The sequence below is a fragment of the Gemmata sp. SH-PL17 genome, from assembly GCF_001610855.1.
Lineage (GTDB): Bacteria > Planctomycetota > Planctomycetia > Gemmatales > Gemmataceae > Gemmata > Gemmata massiliana.
Genome location: NZ_CP011271.1, coordinates 4,441,816 through 4,458,028 on the forward strand (window position 1 = coordinate 4,441,816; position 16,213 = coordinate 4,458,028).

General features: G+C 63.5%; 8 protein-coding genes and 1 pseudogene. 5 read left to right on the forward strand and 4 right to left on the reverse strand.

Annotated features, from left to right (window positions below):
* Positions 1-570, reverse strand: coding sequence for a hypothetical protein (locus VT84_RS18435; RefSeq protein ID WP_052554324.1), 570 nt, complete (start codon positions 568-570; stop codon positions 1-3).
* A gap of 156 nt (positions 571-726) precedes the next feature.
* Here VT84_RS18435 and VT84_RS18440 point away from each other — a divergent pair, with 156 nt between their 5' ends.
* Both VT84_RS18440 and VT84_RS18445 read left to right on the forward strand, forming a co-directional pair.
* The gene (locus VT84_RS18440; RefSeq protein ID WP_082840538.1) at positions 727-3,240 is read left to right on the forward strand and encodes a PHB depolymerase family esterase; all 2,514 of its coding nucleotides are present in this window, start codon (positions 727-729) and stop codon (positions 3,238-3,240) included.
* 262 nt (positions 3,241-3,502) lie between these two features.
* On the forward strand, positions 3,503-3,775 hold the full coding sequence (locus VT84_RS18445) for a hypothetical protein (RefSeq protein ID WP_157469616.1): 273 nt from the start codon (positions 3,503-3,505) through the stop codon (positions 3,773-3,775).
* Between the two features lie 137 nt (positions 3,776-3,912).
* Here VT84_RS18445 and VT84_RS18450 read toward each other — a convergent pair whose 3' ends face one another.
* The 3 genes and pseudogenes from VT84_RS18450 to VT84_RS40940 all read right to left on the reverse strand — a co-directional run.
* The gene (locus VT84_RS18450) at positions 3,913-4,344 is read right to left on the reverse strand and encodes a TIGR03067 domain-containing protein (RefSeq protein WP_082840540.1); all 432 of its coding nucleotides are present in this window, start codon (positions 4,342-4,344) and stop codon (positions 3,913-3,915) included.
* Positions 4,345-4,600: 256 nt separating this feature from the next.
* On the reverse strand, positions 4,601-9,973 hold the full coding sequence (locus tag VT84_RS18455; protein WP_239465893.1) for an excinuclease ABC subunit UvrA: 5,373 nt from the start codon (positions 9,971-9,973) through the stop codon (positions 4,601-4,603).
* A 578-nt stretch (positions 9,974-10,551) separates the two neighbouring features.
* Positions 10,552-11,787, reverse strand: a pseudogene (locus tag VT84_RS40940) (excinuclease ABC subunit A); the annotation flags it as partial.
* Between the two features lie 296 nt (positions 11,788-12,083).
* Here VT84_RS40940 and VT84_RS18460 point away from each other — a divergent pair.
* The 3 genes from VT84_RS18460 to VT84_RS18470 all read left to right on the forward strand — a co-directional run bounded on the left by VT84_RS18460 (position 12,084) and on the right by VT84_RS18470 (position 15,771).
* Positions 12,084-12,794, forward strand: a complete 711-nt coding sequence (locus VT84_RS18460) for an RNA polymerase sigma factor (RefSeq protein WP_239465894.1) — start codon at positions 12,084-12,086, stop codon at positions 12,792-12,794.
* Positions 12,795-12,805: 11 nt separating this feature from the next.
* Positions 12,806-14,140, forward strand: coding sequence for an anti-sigma factor family protein (locus tag VT84_RS18465; protein ID WP_082840541.1), 1,335 nt, complete (start codon positions 12,806-12,808; stop codon positions 14,138-14,140).
* A 173-nt stretch (positions 14,141-14,313) separates the two neighbouring features.
* A complete protein-coding gene (locus VT84_RS18470; RefSeq protein ID WP_082840542.1) occupies positions 14,314-15,771 on the forward strand; it encodes an RNA polymerase sigma factor in 1,458 nt (485 codons plus the stop codon).
* The last annotated feature ends 442 nt before the right edge of the window (positions 15,772-16,213 follow it).

The following is a 16,213-nucleotide window of genomic DNA, read 5'->3' on the forward strand; positions in this document are numbered from 1 at the left end:
TTACCGCCCGGTGAAGTACCCGGCGGCGAACGCGATCCCGAGCATGACGGTAACTGCACCGGCGAGTAGAGTCGCCTGCTGGGAATTGAGGACGATCACCCGGGGAGGTTCGCCGAGGCTCATCGCGTCCGGGCCGGAAACGCGCGCGGGTGCGGGGCGCTCCGGTTCTTTCGGGATCTCGTCTAACCCCAAAAGCTCGTCCATGTCGCGCTCGAACAGCGGGCGCTCGTCGGGCGACTTCGCGGGCGCTTTTACCGCGGGCTTCGGAACCGGCGGTGGGGCCATTCGCGCTTTTGGCGCTTTTGCTACTGGTACATCTTCCAACACCATCGGTGGAGCCGCGACCGGTTGCACGAGTTGAGCCGCCGGCTTCACGATGCGCTCGGTCGCCACGTTCTCGAGCATTTCCTCCACGTCGTCCAGGTTGAGGTGCTCGGTCTTCGCGTCGTCCGGGTGTGCGGGCACGACGATCGCACCGCCGCAGTGTGGGCAGGTCGTTTCTGTGCCGGCTTTGCGGGTCGCGATCCCGAGTCGGCGGGTACAGTGTGTGCAGCGGAACCGGATGGGCATTCCGAAGTCTCCGGCCAACGACGGACTACGAGGGTGGTTAGTGCAGTATACCCGATCGCCCGGTCCCGGGTGTCCGAATCCGGTCGGGAGCTTGATCCGCCGGCCGCCCCGGGAAACAATGAGTGTCCGAGGCGCGAACACCGATTGGAGCACCCCATGACCCCACGCCGCACTCGTTTAGCTCTCGCCCTGGCACTGTTCCTGGGCTGTGCCTCGATCGCGGTCCCGGCGGACGTCGTCGTCCTCAAGGACGGCTTCGTGATCCAGGGGGACGTGCGGAAGGAGACCACTTCGATCGTCGACAAGGCCAGCGGGCGCTCGATTCCGATCGTGAAAGCCGACGGGCTCGACATGATCGACGAGGGGCCGAAGTGGACGATCTTCAGCACCCACGCGAAACAGCTCGGTGCGATCTCCCCGGACATCAAGCTCCGCCCGGAGTACCGGGCGTACAAGATGCCGTTCCCGGGGCGGAAGGGGAACAACCCGCTCACCGACATCGGCGAGACCGTGAAGGTCAGCGAGTTCGACTCGAAGTGGATCCGAACGATCGAGGCGAAATCGTTCATCGCCGCGAACGCGAAGATCGACCAGCAGATCACGTACATGGACCCGTACTTCATTTACATGGTCTCGGCGACGCACCTCTGGCGCCTCTCGTTTCGCACGAACGAGTGGGATCCGAAACTGGTCCGCAAGCTCCTGCTCATGCACCCCGATTTGGCCGAACCCGACGGCAAGTGCGACCCATTGAAGCGGATCGCGCTCGCCCGGTTCATGCTCGACGCCGGGTGGCTCCAGTTCGCGAAGGACGAGATGGACCGGCTCAAACGCGACTTCATGGGGGCGCTACCCAAGGACGCGCAAGAGGTACACGACAAGATCACGAAGGACATCGACACCGTCACGGCCGACCTCGTGGCGCGCGAGGCCGAAAAAGCGCTCGCGGCCGGGCGCTACAAGTACGCGGCCGAGGTGCTCGCGGTCTTCCCCGAGAAGACCGCCGACTCGAAAGAAGTGGCCCGGGCCGCGAAAGTGGGCGCCGAACTGAAGACCGGTCAGGAGCGCCACGACACCGCGCGCCGGGTGCTGAACGGTCTCGTCGACGACGTGGGCGGGAAGCGCCCGCTCAACGCACTCGTCGCAGTTGGTGGGGGGCTGGCGCAGGGGGCCTGGAAGCCGGAGAAAGCCGTCACCTCGCAGGCGCTCGAACTCGCGACGGCCGGCGCGCAGGTGATCGAGGAACTGCACCCGGATTCCGCGATCCGCATCGAAACGTTTGTAACGCTCGCGACTCAGGCCGAGCGGGAGCGCGCGGCCGGCAAGGAGCCGACCAAGAAGCCCGACGAACTGGTCGCCACCGCGATTAGTGGGTGGGCGATGGGCCGGAACGGTGCGACGCCGAACGTGGAATCGGCGCTCAAGATCTGGACCGCGCGCCAGTTGGTCCTCGCGTTTCAGCGGGGCGAATCGCAAGCGAGCCGGAACGACACCCTGACCCGTTACCGGAAGAACGCGAACCTCGACATCCCGCAACTCGCTCAGATCATCTCGCTGCTCCCGCCCGCGGAACCGGAGGACCTCGAAAACCGTACCGGGAAACCGCTCTCCATCGGGAAGAGCGTGCCCGGGGGCGTGTACCAGCGGAAGTCGATGCCCGCACCCGGACACGCGGCGGGCATCGACTACATCGTCAAGCTCCCGCCCGAGTACCACCACGGGCGCGCGTACCCGGTTCTCATCGTTCTCACGCACGCGGGGGTGAACCCGGAAGACGTGCTCGGGCCGCTCATGACCGAGTCCGAGCGGAACGGGTACATCGTCGTCGCGCCCGAGTGGACCAACCAGTTCGGGAAGGGCTGGCAGTGGAACCCGGACGATCACGTGTACGTGACGGCCGTGCTCCGCGACGCGGTGCGGCACTTCACCGTGGACAACGACCGCGTGTTCCTCTGCGGCGTGGGCGAGGGCGCGAACATGGCGATGGACGTCGGCGCGTCGCACCCGGACCTGTTCGCCGGGGTGATCCCGATGGCCCCCATCCCCAAGTGGGGGAGCTTCTTCATCGAGACCTGGCGCAACGCGCAGAAGTTGCCGTTCTATGTTGTGACGGGCGAACTCGCCGGCCAGTCGCTCCCCAACCTCCGGAGCATCTTCGAGCGCTGGACGCGCCACGGGTTCCCGGCCGTGATGACGATCTACAAGGGGCGCGGAATCGAGTGGTACGCTTCGGAAGCGACAACGATATTCGACTGGATGAGCCGCAAGGCCCGCGTGAACGGCACCGCGACACTGGCGCTCGGCGCCAACCGCCAGTCGTGGGCGATGTTGCGCGACCACGACAACCGGTTCTATTGGCTCCAGGCGGACAAGGTCGTCGTGGGGAAGAACGGCGGCGCGGTGGTCCCGGCGCTCATGCAGGGGGACGTGCGCGGGAACCTGATCGATCTGAAGTGCGAGAAGGTGAAACACATCACCGTGTGGCTCAGTGCGGACATGATCGACTGGGCGAAGCCGGTGAAGGTGCAGATCAACGCCTCGGTGCCGTCCGCGTGGCCCAAAGCGAAGGTGATCGAGCCGAGCCTCGACGTGCTCCTCGAAGACTATTTCGAGCGCGGCGACCGCCGCATGCTGTTCCTGAACAAGCTGGAACTCAAGACGGGACCGTGACGGTTACGTTTGTTCCGGGCGTGCGGCCTCTCCCTTGACCGGCCGCACGGAGAGTTTTTGACAGGATTAACAGGATCGACCGGTTAAGCCGTGGTGATGGGCCGGCATCGCCATCTTGCGTTGACCGAACGCAACCTCCATGATGTCCCCGACCCACCCGCAGGTGGGAGATGAACCCGGGGAACACATGGCTATCCGGACCCCTCACGATTGGAACGATATCACCAGATCCATTACGTCTTGCCCCGAACCTTGTGTCTTCATGCTGGGGCTGGTAGGGCACATCCGCCGCAGTGGGTACGACGACCGACTGGCCCCGCTGTTCTCCCACGGTACCGTGCATGTATTCGACAAGGCCGGGGACGGCGAGCGACACATCGTCGTCTACCCGCCAGTGGCGGGCAGCGTTCGGATCGAGCTACTGGAGGGAGACGGTGCCGAGGCACGGGCGGTCGAGAGTAGGGATGTTCCCGAGCAAGATGGCATAGCCACCTTCGATTCCATCCTGCCTCGCATCTCGGAAAGCAGTGGTTGATTTGCCCGCTACTCGGCAGTGGGTGGATTTTCGGTCCGCGACCGCAGGGGAGTGAGGGAGTCTCCCGCTCCATTGTGGTCGCAGCTCGTTAGAAGAGGTACCGAAACCGAATCAGCTCGTCCGAAGGGCGGCGGTGGCTACTTTCCTCGCTTCAGGTGGATGAGCATTTCGGCTTTATCTTTGGTGTCGAACCCTTCGGGGCGCTTGTTCTCGAACACCTTACCCGAGTCCTTTGTCGGGGCCATCGGGATGCAGATCTTCAGCTCGTCACCCTTCAGTTCATAGATGGCGTTCACGGTGAAGTCCTTCCCGTCTCGGGCGAATGTCATCCCCAGCCACTTGGGGGTCTTGGTCGCGTCCGTGTCCAACCGCATTTCGGGACCGAATCCCGTCATCTTGCCGTCCTTGATGGTGAGCTTTTTGGGGGCACTGACTTTGGTGATATCCATCCCGCCCGCGACGAGGGCGACGAACTCCCACGTGCCCTCCAGTTTCTTTGCCTCGTCCTTCTTGTCGTCGGCCCCGGCCGTTGCCGTCAGGAGAAACAGTACGCCATACGCCACTTGCATGTCGCGCCCTCCAAAGGTGATTGCCCACGTACCAACCGTTTGACGACACTGCGGTTACCAGCCGGCTCACGCCGGCCGTTCGCCTCGCACAGCCCTTTTCGGCCCGGGGTTGAAACCCCGGGCTATTCCCGGTGACCCCATTTGGGGTCACAAAGGCATTTGGCCTCGTTAGGGACGCAAACACCGTGTGCGGTTTTTGGACCCCGCAAGGGGTCACCGGGAATAGCCCGGGGTTTCAACCCCGGGTGTGGATTTCTTACCCTGCTTCTTTCTCGCTCGAAGCCCCGTTCCCGAACGCCTTGCGGAACGCTTTCAAGTGCTCCGTGAGGAGCGGTTTCAGCGCTCCGGTGTCGAGGTGGTTGCCGGTCACGAGCCACAGCTTCAGTACCTCGCTCCCGTCCGCGCGGTCGCCCTCGACGGTCACGTTGCGGCCGAAGTTCTCGTACTGTGAGAGCTTCGCCGACCCGCGCCGGCCCGTGAACCACACTTCGAGTGCGTCGCTTTCTTTGGTCTTGAGGCGGACCCAGAACCGGGACATCCCCTTCGGGTACACGGTCACCGCGTCGCGCACGTCCCACTTGAGCGTCAGCGTCGGGTCGATGTCCCGGAGCAGTTTCACGAGCCGCGGGAGGATCGCGCGGTCCCACTTCGCGCCTCGACCCGGCGGGAACCCCGTATCGCCGAGGTGCCACTTCTCGCCGTCCTTCTTCCAGGGCATGTTGCCCTCGATCCCGCCCGCGCTCGTGTCGTTGAGGCCCTGGATAATTTCAACGGCCCGCGTGAGGAACTCGCGGAACGCGGGCGTATCGATTTCGGACTTCTTGTGGACGGTGATCGTGATCGTTTGCCAGCCCGATGCGTTGTGGACCTCGACGCGGTTGGCATCGCGCGAATAGCCCTCCAGCCCCGGTGTGTCGGAGAGCGGCGGGATCGCGAGCTTCGCCGCGAGTTGATCCTGCTTGAACGGCCGACCCGGGAGCGGGAACACGAGCTTCATGTACGCTTCGTGCCCGGTCATCGCGTGGAGGAACCAGCCGTCGGCCTTGCGCGGGGTCGGGATCTCCACGACGCTGCGGTGGTTCCACTTCGTATCGGGGAACGTGCCGAGTTCGTGAATGAGGTCGATCACCCACGACAGTGCTTCGCCGTCCCACTTTACAGGTTTTCCGGTGGTCGTCACGCGGTCCCGTGTGTGCCAACCCGGGCCGTCGGCTTCCCAGGGGAGTTTTTGGTCCTTGCCAACGTCGGAGATGTCGAGGTCGCCCTCGCGCTTGGCGAGCGCGGCCTTCGGGTCGAACTTCTGGCGCTCGGCGAACGGGCCGGCTTCAATGACGCCCTTCAGGATGCGCCCGGTGTGGGTCGGGGCACCTGCATCGAACTGCTTGACTACCTCTTCCGGCACGCCTTGCGCGACCACCTGGCCACCTCCACTACCGGCCTCCGGTCCCATGTCGATGATCCAGTCCGCGGTCTTGATGACGTCGAGGTTGTGCTCGACCGTGATGACCGTGTTGCCCAGATCGACCAGCCGTTGGAGCACTTCGAGCAGCTTGCGGATGTCGTCGAAGTGGAGCCCGGTCGTCGGTTCGTCGAGCAGGTAGAGCGTCTTCCCGGTGCTGGGGCGCGCGAGTTCCGCGGCGAGCTTCACGCGCTGCGCTTCGCCGCCGGACATCGTGGGCGCGGGCTGCCCGAGCGCCATGTACCCGAGGCCCACGTCTTCGAGCGTTTGGAGCACGTGCCGGATTTTCGGGATATTGTTGAAGAGTTCGAGCGCCTCGCTGATCCGCATGTTCAGCACGTCGGCAATGGACTTGCCGTGGTACCGCACCGCGAGCGTTTCGGGGTTGTACCGCGTGCCGTTGCAGGTGTCACACTCCACCCACACGTCGGGGAGGAAGTGCATCTCGATCACCTTCTGGCCCATCCCCTCGCACGCCTCACACCGCCCGCCCTTTTGGTTGAAACTGAAGCGCCGCGGGTGGTACCCGCGCACCTTCGATTCGGGCAGCCGCGCGAACAGTTCGCGGATCAGCTCGAACACCCCGGTGTAGGTCGCGGGGTTCGAGGACGGCGAGTTGCCGATCGGGTCTTGGTCGACGTTGATGATCTTGTCAACGAATTCCAGCCCCTGAATATCGTCGTGGGCCGCGCCCGCGGTACGCGCCCGGTGCAGCTTCCGTGCGAGCGTGTTGTAGAGCACCTCGTTTACAAGAGACGACTTCCCAGACCCGCTCACCCCCGTCACTGCGACGAATGCACCGAGGGGAATGTGAACGTCGACGTTCTTGAGGTTGTGTTGTCGCGCGCCGAGGATGCTGAGCGCGTGACCATAGGGCGACCGTGCGGCAACGGAAGGCAACCCCTCCCCAACCCCTCCCCCAATGGGAGAGGGGCTTAAAACCGGCGCCGGAACCTGCGCTGCTTTTTTGGTTTTCTCCCCCTTCCTTTGGCGCCGGTCCGCGGGAAGCTCTGCTGACAGGACCGGCGAGAGGAGAGGCGAAGGGGGTTGGGGGGTTAGGTTCCTACTCCCCTCCGCCGTGCGCCGGTTCGTCGGGACCGGGATCGCGAGTTTGCCGCTCAGGTACTTCCCGGTGAGCGACTCCGCGCTCTTGGCGATCTGCTTGGGCGTGCCGCTCGCGGTGACTTCGCCCCCGCGGTCGCCCGCGCCGGGGCCGAAGTCGAGCAAGTGGTCGGCGGCCGCAATCACCTCGCGGTCGTGCTCGACGACCACCAGCGTGTTACCGAGGTCGCGGAGGCGGTGCAGTGCTTGAAGCAGGCGCTCGTTGTCGCGCGGGTGGAGCCCGATCGTCGGCTCGTCGAGCACGTACAGCACGCCTGTCAGCCCGCTGCCGATTTGCGACGCGAGCCGAATACGTTGCGCCTCACCACCCGAGAGGGTCGGACCCTGTCGCGCGAGCGTGAGGTAATCCAGGCCGACATCCACGAGGAACTTCAAGCGCGACGCGATCTCACGCAGCACTTCGCCCGCGACCTGTCGTTCTGTTTTTGACAGCTTGAGCGCATCGAACATGCCGAGCGTATCGCCGAGCGATTTTGCACAGAGTTCGCCGAGCGTAAGCCCCACGAACCGCGTGGCGGCCGCGTCGGAACGAATCCGCGCGCCGCGACAGGCGGAGCAGGGCACTTCGTCTACGAGGTGGTCGAGGCGCTGGCGGTACACCCACGACACGCGCGAGGCTTCGTCTACTGCTGGGAACAGTCCCTTGTACTGGAAACGCGGAGCGTGAGATCGTTGCGCCGCGGGAGCCGATTTCTTGCCTTTGGTTTTCAGTTCCGCACTCCGCGTTCCGGGTTCCGCGCTCAGCTCGACCCAGGCGTCGCCCGTTCCGTGAAGCACCGCGCGCTGGTGGGCCGGGTCGAGTTTGCCGAACGGCGTGTCGAGCGAGAAGCCGACGTGCTTCGCGAGCGCTTCGGCGAACGGCAGCCACGGCGAGCCTTTCTCCAGCGACGGCCACGCGGTCACCGCGCCGGCGCGGAGCGAGAGCTTCGTGTCGCCGACGAGCAGGTTGGCGTTCGCGCCGCGCTGGAACCCCAACCCCTCGCACGTGGGGCACCAACCGAGCGGGCTGTTGAACGAGTAGTGGTGCGGGTTGAGCGGCTCGAAGCTCAGGTTGCAGTGCTCGCACGCGAGGTGCTGCGAGAATTTCTCGACCTTCCACTTGGTTTCATCGACGTCGGCTTCGACGTAAGCGATGTGCATGACCCCGCGCCCGAGATCGAGCGACTGTTCGACTGCTTCCGCGATGCGGGTCCGGGTGCCGGGCTTCACCACGTTGCGATCGACCACGACCTCGACGTTGTGCTTGCGGCGGTGGTCGATTTGCGGTGGTTCGTCGATGGTGTAGCTTTTGCCGTTCACGCGCATGCGCGTGAACCCGGCGCGCCGGATCTCGTCGAAGAGCGTGTCGTACTTCTCCTGCCCCTTGCGCTCCAGTGGGGCCATGATGTAGAGCTTCGTCCCTTCCGGGAGCGACAGCACCTTATCGACGATCTCGTCCGCGGTCTGCGTACCCACGGGCCGCGAGCAGTTCGGGCAGTGGCGCTGGCCGAGTCGGGCGAACAGAATCCGCAGGTAGTCGTAAATCTCGGTGACGGTGCCGACCGTGCTGCGCGGGCTCTTGCTCGTCGTCTTCTGTTCGATACTGATGGCCGGGGACAGCCCTGTAACGTGCTCCACACGCGGCTTCTGAACCTGCCCCAAGAACTGCCGCGCGTAACTGGAGAGCGATTCGACGTACCGGCGCTGGCCCTCGGCGTAGATCGTGTCGAGCGCGAGCGACGACTTGCCCGACCCCGATGGCCCGCAGAACACGCTCATTTTCTCGCGCGGCAACCGGGCCGACACGTTCTTGAGATTGTGCTGGCAGGCGCCTTCCACGCACAAGTGCGTGATGTATTCCTGGCCCGTGCTCGGCGCGGCTTTAGCACTCTTTTTCTTGCCGTTCGTGGCTTTCTTGGTGGAACCGAGCAGCGGTGCGAGTGCCTGGCCCGTGTACGACTGCGCGGACTTCGCGACTGTTTCCGGCGTGCCCGCAACGACGATCTGGCCGCCCCCGGAACCTCCTTCGGGGCCGAGATCGATCACCCAGTCCGCGGTCTTCACTACGTCGAGGTCGTGCTCGATCACGAGCACGGTGTTCCCCTGTTCGGCGAACCCGTGGAGCACTTCGAGTAGCTTGCGCACGTCCTCGAAGTGGAGCCCGGTTGTCGGTTCGTCGAGGATGTAAAGCGTCTTTCCGGTACTGCGCCGGACGAGTTCCTTCGCGAGCTTGATGCGCTGGGCTTCGCCGCCCGAGAGTGTGGGTGACGGCTGGCCCAACTTGATGTAGTCGAGACCGACGTCGTGAAGCGTCTGGACCATCAGCCGGATCTTCGGGACGTGCTCGAAGTGCCCGAGCGCCTCCGCCACCTCCATTTCCAGCACGTCCTGGATCGTCTTACCGCGGTACTTCACCTGGAGCGTTTCTCGGTTGAAGCGCCGGCCCTCGCAGACCGGGCACTGCACCCACACGTCCGCGAGAAAATCCATTTCGAGCTTGTTCGCACCGTTCCCCTCACACGCCTCGCACCGGCCACCGGGCTTGTTGAAACTGAAGCGGCCGGGTTGGTACCCGCGCACCTTCGCGTCCGGCATTTCCGCGTACAGCGAGCGGATCTCGTCCCAGAGCTTGATGTACGTCGCCGGGTTCGAGCGCGGGGTGCGGCCGATCGGCGTCTGGTCGATGTCGATGACCTTATCGATGTGCTCCGTGCCCTCGATCTGAGCGCGAAGCTCGGAACTCGAAGTGCTAACTTCATCGACTTCTTCGGTTTCTTCCTCGCTTTCGGTTCCGCGCTCCAGGTTCCGCATCCCGTAGCGGAGCACGTCATTAATCAGCGACGACTTGCCCGAGCCACTCACGCCGGTCACGCACACGAACACACCGAGCGGGATCTCGGCCGTAACGTTCTTCAGGTTGTTGTGCTTCGCCCCAACGATACGCAGCGTTTTGCCGTTGGGTTGTCGGCGCTTGGGTGGAACCTCGATCTTCTTCGCGCCCGTAAGGTATTGCCCGGTGAGACTTCGCGGTTCCGCGAACACTTCTGCGGGCGTTCCGGCCGCGACCACCTCGCCCCCCGAACGCCGGGGCCGGGGCCGAAGTCCACGAGGTAATCGGCCGCGCGCATCGTGTCCTCGTCGTGTTCGACCACGAGGACCGTGTTACCCATATCTCGGAGACGTTCGAGGCTCGCGAGTAGTCGTGCGTTGTCGCGCGGGTGCAGCCCAATGCTCGGTTCGTCGAGCACGTACAGCACGCCTACCAGCCCGCTGCCAATCTGCGAGGCGAGTCGGATACGCTGGGCTTCGCCGCCCGAGAGAGACGGTGCCTGTCGGTCGAGCGTGAGGTAGTGCAACCCGACGTTCAGCAAGAACCCGAGCCGCGCGCGGATTTCCTTCAGCAGTTCGCCCGCGACGATCTTCGAGGTGGGCGTGATGGTCTGCTCGTAGTCGTTGAACCACGGCATCAGGTCGCCGATGGGCGTGTGCCCGACCTCCACGAGCGTGCGCCCGCCGACGCGAACAGCCCGTGCTTGGGGATTGAGCCGCTGTCCATCGCACGCGGGGCAGTGGACCCGGCGCATGTACTTTTCGAGCTGCATGCGCCGCGGACCGGCCGCGGTCTTTTTGAACTGCGCGATCAGTTGCGGGACGATCCCCTCCCACTTCCCGCCGTGCTTCCAGACTTTCCCTCCGCGTTGCTTCCATTCCCAGACGATGTGCGCATCTCCACCCCCCTGAAGGATGAGGTCTTGGTGCGCAACCGAGAGTTTGCTCCACGGCGTTTTCAGGTCGATCCCAAGCGACTTCGCTACTCCCTCGAAGATGTGCTTCCGCCACCGGCCCATTCCTTTGAGCGGCCCCACGATCGGAATCGCGCCTTCGTGGAAACTGAGCGCCGGGTCGGGGATCAGGAGATCGGGGTCGAAGGTGTAGAGCGTGCCCAAACCGTCACATGCCGGGCACATCCCGTGCGGGCTGTTGAAGCTGAACAACTGCGGGGTCGGCGGTTCGTAGCTGATGTTGCAGTGCGTACAGGCGTAGTGGGCCGACAGGAGAATGTCCGCGGCGTTCGGAGCGCGGAGTTCGGAGCGCGGGATTTCGGAATCGGCCTCCTTCGGCTCCAGTTCCGCTTTCTCCTGTTCAACGGAGATGATGAGGTTGCCTTCGGCGAGATTCAGCGCCTGCTCAACGGCTTCTGCGACGCGAACGCGGAAGCTCCCGTCTTCGGCGGTCCGCGCCGCGCGCTTCTGGAGCCGATCAACGACGATTTCGATCGTGTGCTTGATGCGCTTGTCGAGCTTCAGGTCATCGGTCAATTTCACGAGTTGACCGTCGACGCGGGCGCGGACGTACCCGCGCTTCACCATGTCCGCGAAGAAGTCCTTGAACTCCCCCTTTTGTCCGCGCACAACGGGAGCAAGGAGTTGGAACCGCGTGCCGTCCGGGAGCGCGAGAATGCGCCCGATGATCTGCTCGCGCGTCTGGGCCGTAATCGGCCGTTCGCATTTCGGGCAGTGACCTTGTCCCAGTCGGGCATAAAGTACCCGGAGGAAGTCGCTCACTTCGGTGATCGTGCCGACCGTGCTGCGCGGGTTGCGCCCGGCGGTCTTCTGTTGGATGCTGACCGACGGGGACAGCCCGCCGATGTAGTCCACGTCCGGCTTCGGGAGCTGCCCGAGGAACTGGCGGGCGTAACTGGAGAGCGACTCGACGTACCGGCGCTGGCCCTCGGCGTAGATCGTGTCGAACGCGAGCGACGACTTCCCGCTCCCGCTCACGCCGGTGAAGACGATGAGCTTGTTGCGCGGGAGTTCGAGGTTCACCCCGCGCAGGTTGTGTTCGCGTGCCCCGCGGACGACGATGCTCTTGGTGTCCATCATGCCCGGAGACTCCTCCTGAGTGTCGAACGCGATCTGGGCTTTTTGGGGCGAGCGAGAGGGGTACAGATGGTTACTATATGGCTAGTGAACGGGAGTGGATAGGCGAAGTCGGCAAAGCAGGTAACTCGGTTGGCGGTACAGTTCGGAACGTTCGTACATGCCGCAAATCCGATTGGATTCTCATTCTGGTCTCATTTATCTGTTGGCGTGATATAGTTTCTGTAACGCACTGGACCAGTTTTCGGCCGCTTCCGGGAACTTCGGCTCTGGGCGGAACGTCGAACCGGTAGAAGGTCGTGAGTGACGACGATCGCCGGCTCATTGCGGACTGTTTGGCTGGCCAGTGGGACGCCTTCGGCGAGTTGGTATCCCAATACCAGGCAAGACTTTATAACTCCGCCTTGCGCCTGGTACTCAGCCCCGAGGACGCCGCCGATGTCGTTCAGGACACGTTCCTGAGCGCCTACCAGGCGCTTCACACCTTCAAAGGCGACGCCGAATTTTTCACGTGGTTGTACAGAATTGCGTTTAACACCGCAATCAGTTTGAAACGGAAGAAGAAGCCGTCTGTAAGCCTGGAGAGCCACACGCGGGAAACCGGACTCGACCCGAATGACCCGTCGGAGTACGTAAAACCGTCCGCCGCGATCGAACGAACCGAAGACGAACGGCAGCTAAGCGACGCGATCGCCCGGCTCTCCCCCGAACACCGCGATGTGCTCGTACTCAAAGACCTCGAAGGCATGAAGTACGAGGAGATCGCCGAGGTGCTGGGCGTGCCGATCGGAACGATCCGCAGCCGCCTGCACCGGGCGCGACTGGAGCTGAGGGACTTGCTCGTTCCCCCGAACGAACGGGCCGCGCTTGAGCGTGCGGCAAACGACGACCGAGGGGAGTTTCGCGTGGAGGATGTGAACACCCCGCGCCCGAGCGATACCGACAGAAACGCAGGGAGCGAAGAGAAAGAACCCCCTACTCAGTCGCGCTCGACTCGCCGAAGCGATTGAAGCGAACGAACATGACTCCTGCTCAACTCGAACTGATTACCGCCGCGGTCGACGGAGAACTGTCCCCGACAGAAACTCGGGGGCTGAACCATCTCCTGTCGACTTCCGCCGAAGCACGCACCCTTTACGCGAAGCTCCAGGCCAACCGCGACCGCGTGCGTGCGTTGCCGCGTGTCGCCCCCCCCGCGGACCTCAAAGCCAAGGTCATGACCTGCGTGGCCGCGCTCGCACCGGCGCCGCGCGTGAAGCCGAAGTCGATCATTCAACCCGTGCCCGTTCGTTCTCGATCAGGAGGCGTGCTCGCGTGGGTGCCGCTCGCGCTTGCTGCGAGTGTGTTCCTGTGTATGGCGGTGGCTTCGTTCATGTACTTCAGTAACCAGGGTGGTTCGCCCTCGGTCGCGAAGGATAACGGCCCGGGAGCCGAGCTTCCGCCGCACACCGGTACCCCTTCAACCATTCCGTCGCCAATCGACCCGCGACCCGATCGCCCGAATCCGGGCACGATCGTACAAAACGATCCGTCGGTTCCATCCGCTCCCGCTCCGCACGCACCCGCACCGACCGAGGTCGCGATTGCACCGGAGCCGCGTTCAACGACGCCCGATCTGATTGGCTTCCCTCTCGTTCCGAAGCTCCCGCCGTTTGAGCGCGTGGAAGTGCGAGTGCCGTTCCTGCGTTCGGCAACGGACCTCGGCCGCGAGGACGTCACGCAGGAATTGCTCAACGAACTGCGACGCGATCCCGATCCGGTGTTCAAGTTCGATCTGTTCGTGCGCGACACGGCTCGCGGAGCCGAGGTATTCCAAAACGCCGCGAAAGCGAGCGGCTTAACGGTATCCGCCGACTCCGCGACGCTCGAAAAGCTGAAGAAGAAGCAGGCCCACGCGGTCGTGATTTACACCGAGAGCCTGACCGCCGCAGAACTGACCGCGTTGTTCGCGAAGCTTTCGAGCGAGGACGCGAAGTTCTCCCCGAAGGTGTGTGACTCCCTCCACGCCGGGCCGGTCGTGCGCTCTGACGAACTCGAACTGAAGGCGATTCTGGGTGCGGACATGGGGCTGTTCAAGCGCGCGGGGCAGGGGGGGGACAAGATGCACGACAAGTCCGACCCCAAGCACGTGAGCGCTGGGACGATCGACAGCGTGGTGAAGTCGGTCACGACTCCATCTGCAAACGTGAAGCCGGGCGAAAAGCACGCGGTCCTTCTCACGTGGCAGACCACGCACGCGACCATCGGCCGCACGAACCCGACACAGTCCACAGAACTGAAGCACTACCTCTCGAAGCGTGGCAACCGCAAGCCGAATGCGGTCCCGGCAATCATCGTCATCCGCTCGGTGGGATGAGTTCAACTGCCAGTTCAGGCTCAATCAGATGCACCAAAGAAGCCCCAATTGGGGCTTCGCTCATTTCTGGTGCAACTCCGATCCACTACCCGCACCTAAACGGAACGAGAAATCGCGTATCAATTCGGCCGTGACGGGGGGATAGTTGGGTGAGGCACCAAGGCAGGAGGCCAATGAACCAAAATTTACACGTGATCCGGCGCGTAACCGCTGAGGCGATGCAAACGGACGGGCAACTCCTGGATGCGTACTCCGACCGCCGGGACGGTGCCGCGTTCGCCGAGTTGGTCCGCCGCCACGGTCCAATGGTCTGGGGCGTGTGCCGCCGGATGCTCCCGAACCGTCAAGACGCCGAGGACGCTTTCCAGGCCACGTTTCTAGTGCTAGTTCGCAAGTCTGCGTCGGTCCGGCCGGCCGAGCGCGTCGGGAACTGGTTGCACGGCGTGGCGGTCCGAGCGGCACAAAAAGCCGCAGTTGCGGCCCGCCGGCGCGAGCGCTCGGTCGAGGGCGTTGCTGATCCGGCCATAGTCGAAAGCGGCGCCTGGCGCGACGTGCTCCCGATACTCGACGAGGAGCTGAGCCTACTGCCCGACAGATACCGCTCCGTGATCGTCCTGTGCGATCTTGAACAGATGACCCGGACGGCCGCAGCGCGCCGGCTCGGGGTTCCGGAAGGAACGGTCGCGGGCTGGCTGGCGCGAGCACGCGCGCTGCTGGGCAAGCGACTGGCCCGGCGCGGGGTCGGCGCCCCCGCGCTGGCAGCATTGATCTCCGAACGGGTCGTGTCGGCGCTCGTTCCGGCCCCAGTCATTCGGACCACGATCGAGGACGCGAATCGAGCGGCACCGACCCCGGTTGGGGTCGCAACTCTCACGGAAGGAGTAATCCGAACGATGTTCCTCAAGAAAATTCGGAGTGCAGCAATCGCGGTGCTCGTGGGGCTCGGCGCGGTGGCTTCGGGTGCGGTGCTGCTGACGCGCCCCACGGTCGCCGCGCAACCGGCTCGTACCGAAGCCACCGGAGCCACAGCCCTTGTGAAACCGGTCGAACGCCCGGCGGCTAATCCGCCCGAAAATTGTGTCCACGTCGACCGCGGCCTCGAGCCGTCCGCAGCCCGCTACAGAGCGCTGTTTGAAAGAACCTTGTACGTGCTGGTTGAGCATTTCGGGCAGATCACTTCCGCCAACGCCTACGAGGGCCGGATCGAGACGCGGCAGCCGTTTGGCAATCGGACGGCCGTTGTCGCGATCCGTGCGGCGGAAGAGGGTGGTGGGTACTTGGTCGAGGTCCGGATACTTCACGAGGCGGGTGGAGGCAAACCCACGGGTCGGGACGTTGATCTCGAGCGGGTCATCCTCCGGCAGTTGGCCCCACAAACCGAGATTCGGTCCGGCGATCGGGCGGTACCAACGGCCCGCACCGGAGCAACATCGAGTAGTAGCCAGCAACAAATCGAGGCTCGGCCCGATCCGACGACACCCCGCGCACAGAAACCCGTTGAATCGAAGGATGACCAAGTCAGGAGGTTGCAGAAGGAAGTGGATGAACTTCGGGAGAGGGTCAGGGCGCTTGAGCGGAGGCTGTCCAACCGAGAAAACGGTGCATCCCCTCCGGCCAAAGACGGACGGTGAGCGGCAGGCGGGGTTGGTGTTGTCAGGTAGGTATTAGTAATACCTACCTAGTTGCGCCTACGTGGAACCCTGATTCTCACACGTAAACCCTGCATTTCGCCGATCGCAATTTGGATTCTTCGATCCCTGGCATTCAGGTCTGACGATAAACCAACTTGGTTGTTCCGATTTAGTTCGTTTTCGACCAATAATCCAATGGGCAAAATTGATTATTATTCTGCCAAATTTTCTTGTTTTGAGCCGCCATGTCGGAACGATATAATATTGGTGACCTGTCAGGTAGACACCATCTCCAACTCGTTTTGCACAAGGATGTACTATACACGCAGTAACTACTAAAACGCTTGTACTAAAGATGTGCAAACGCCCGTGTGAGTCGTGGCAAGTCACACGAATATCGAATTTCGCTTCTTTAAAGATTGGGATAGGAAGCTTATTGTTG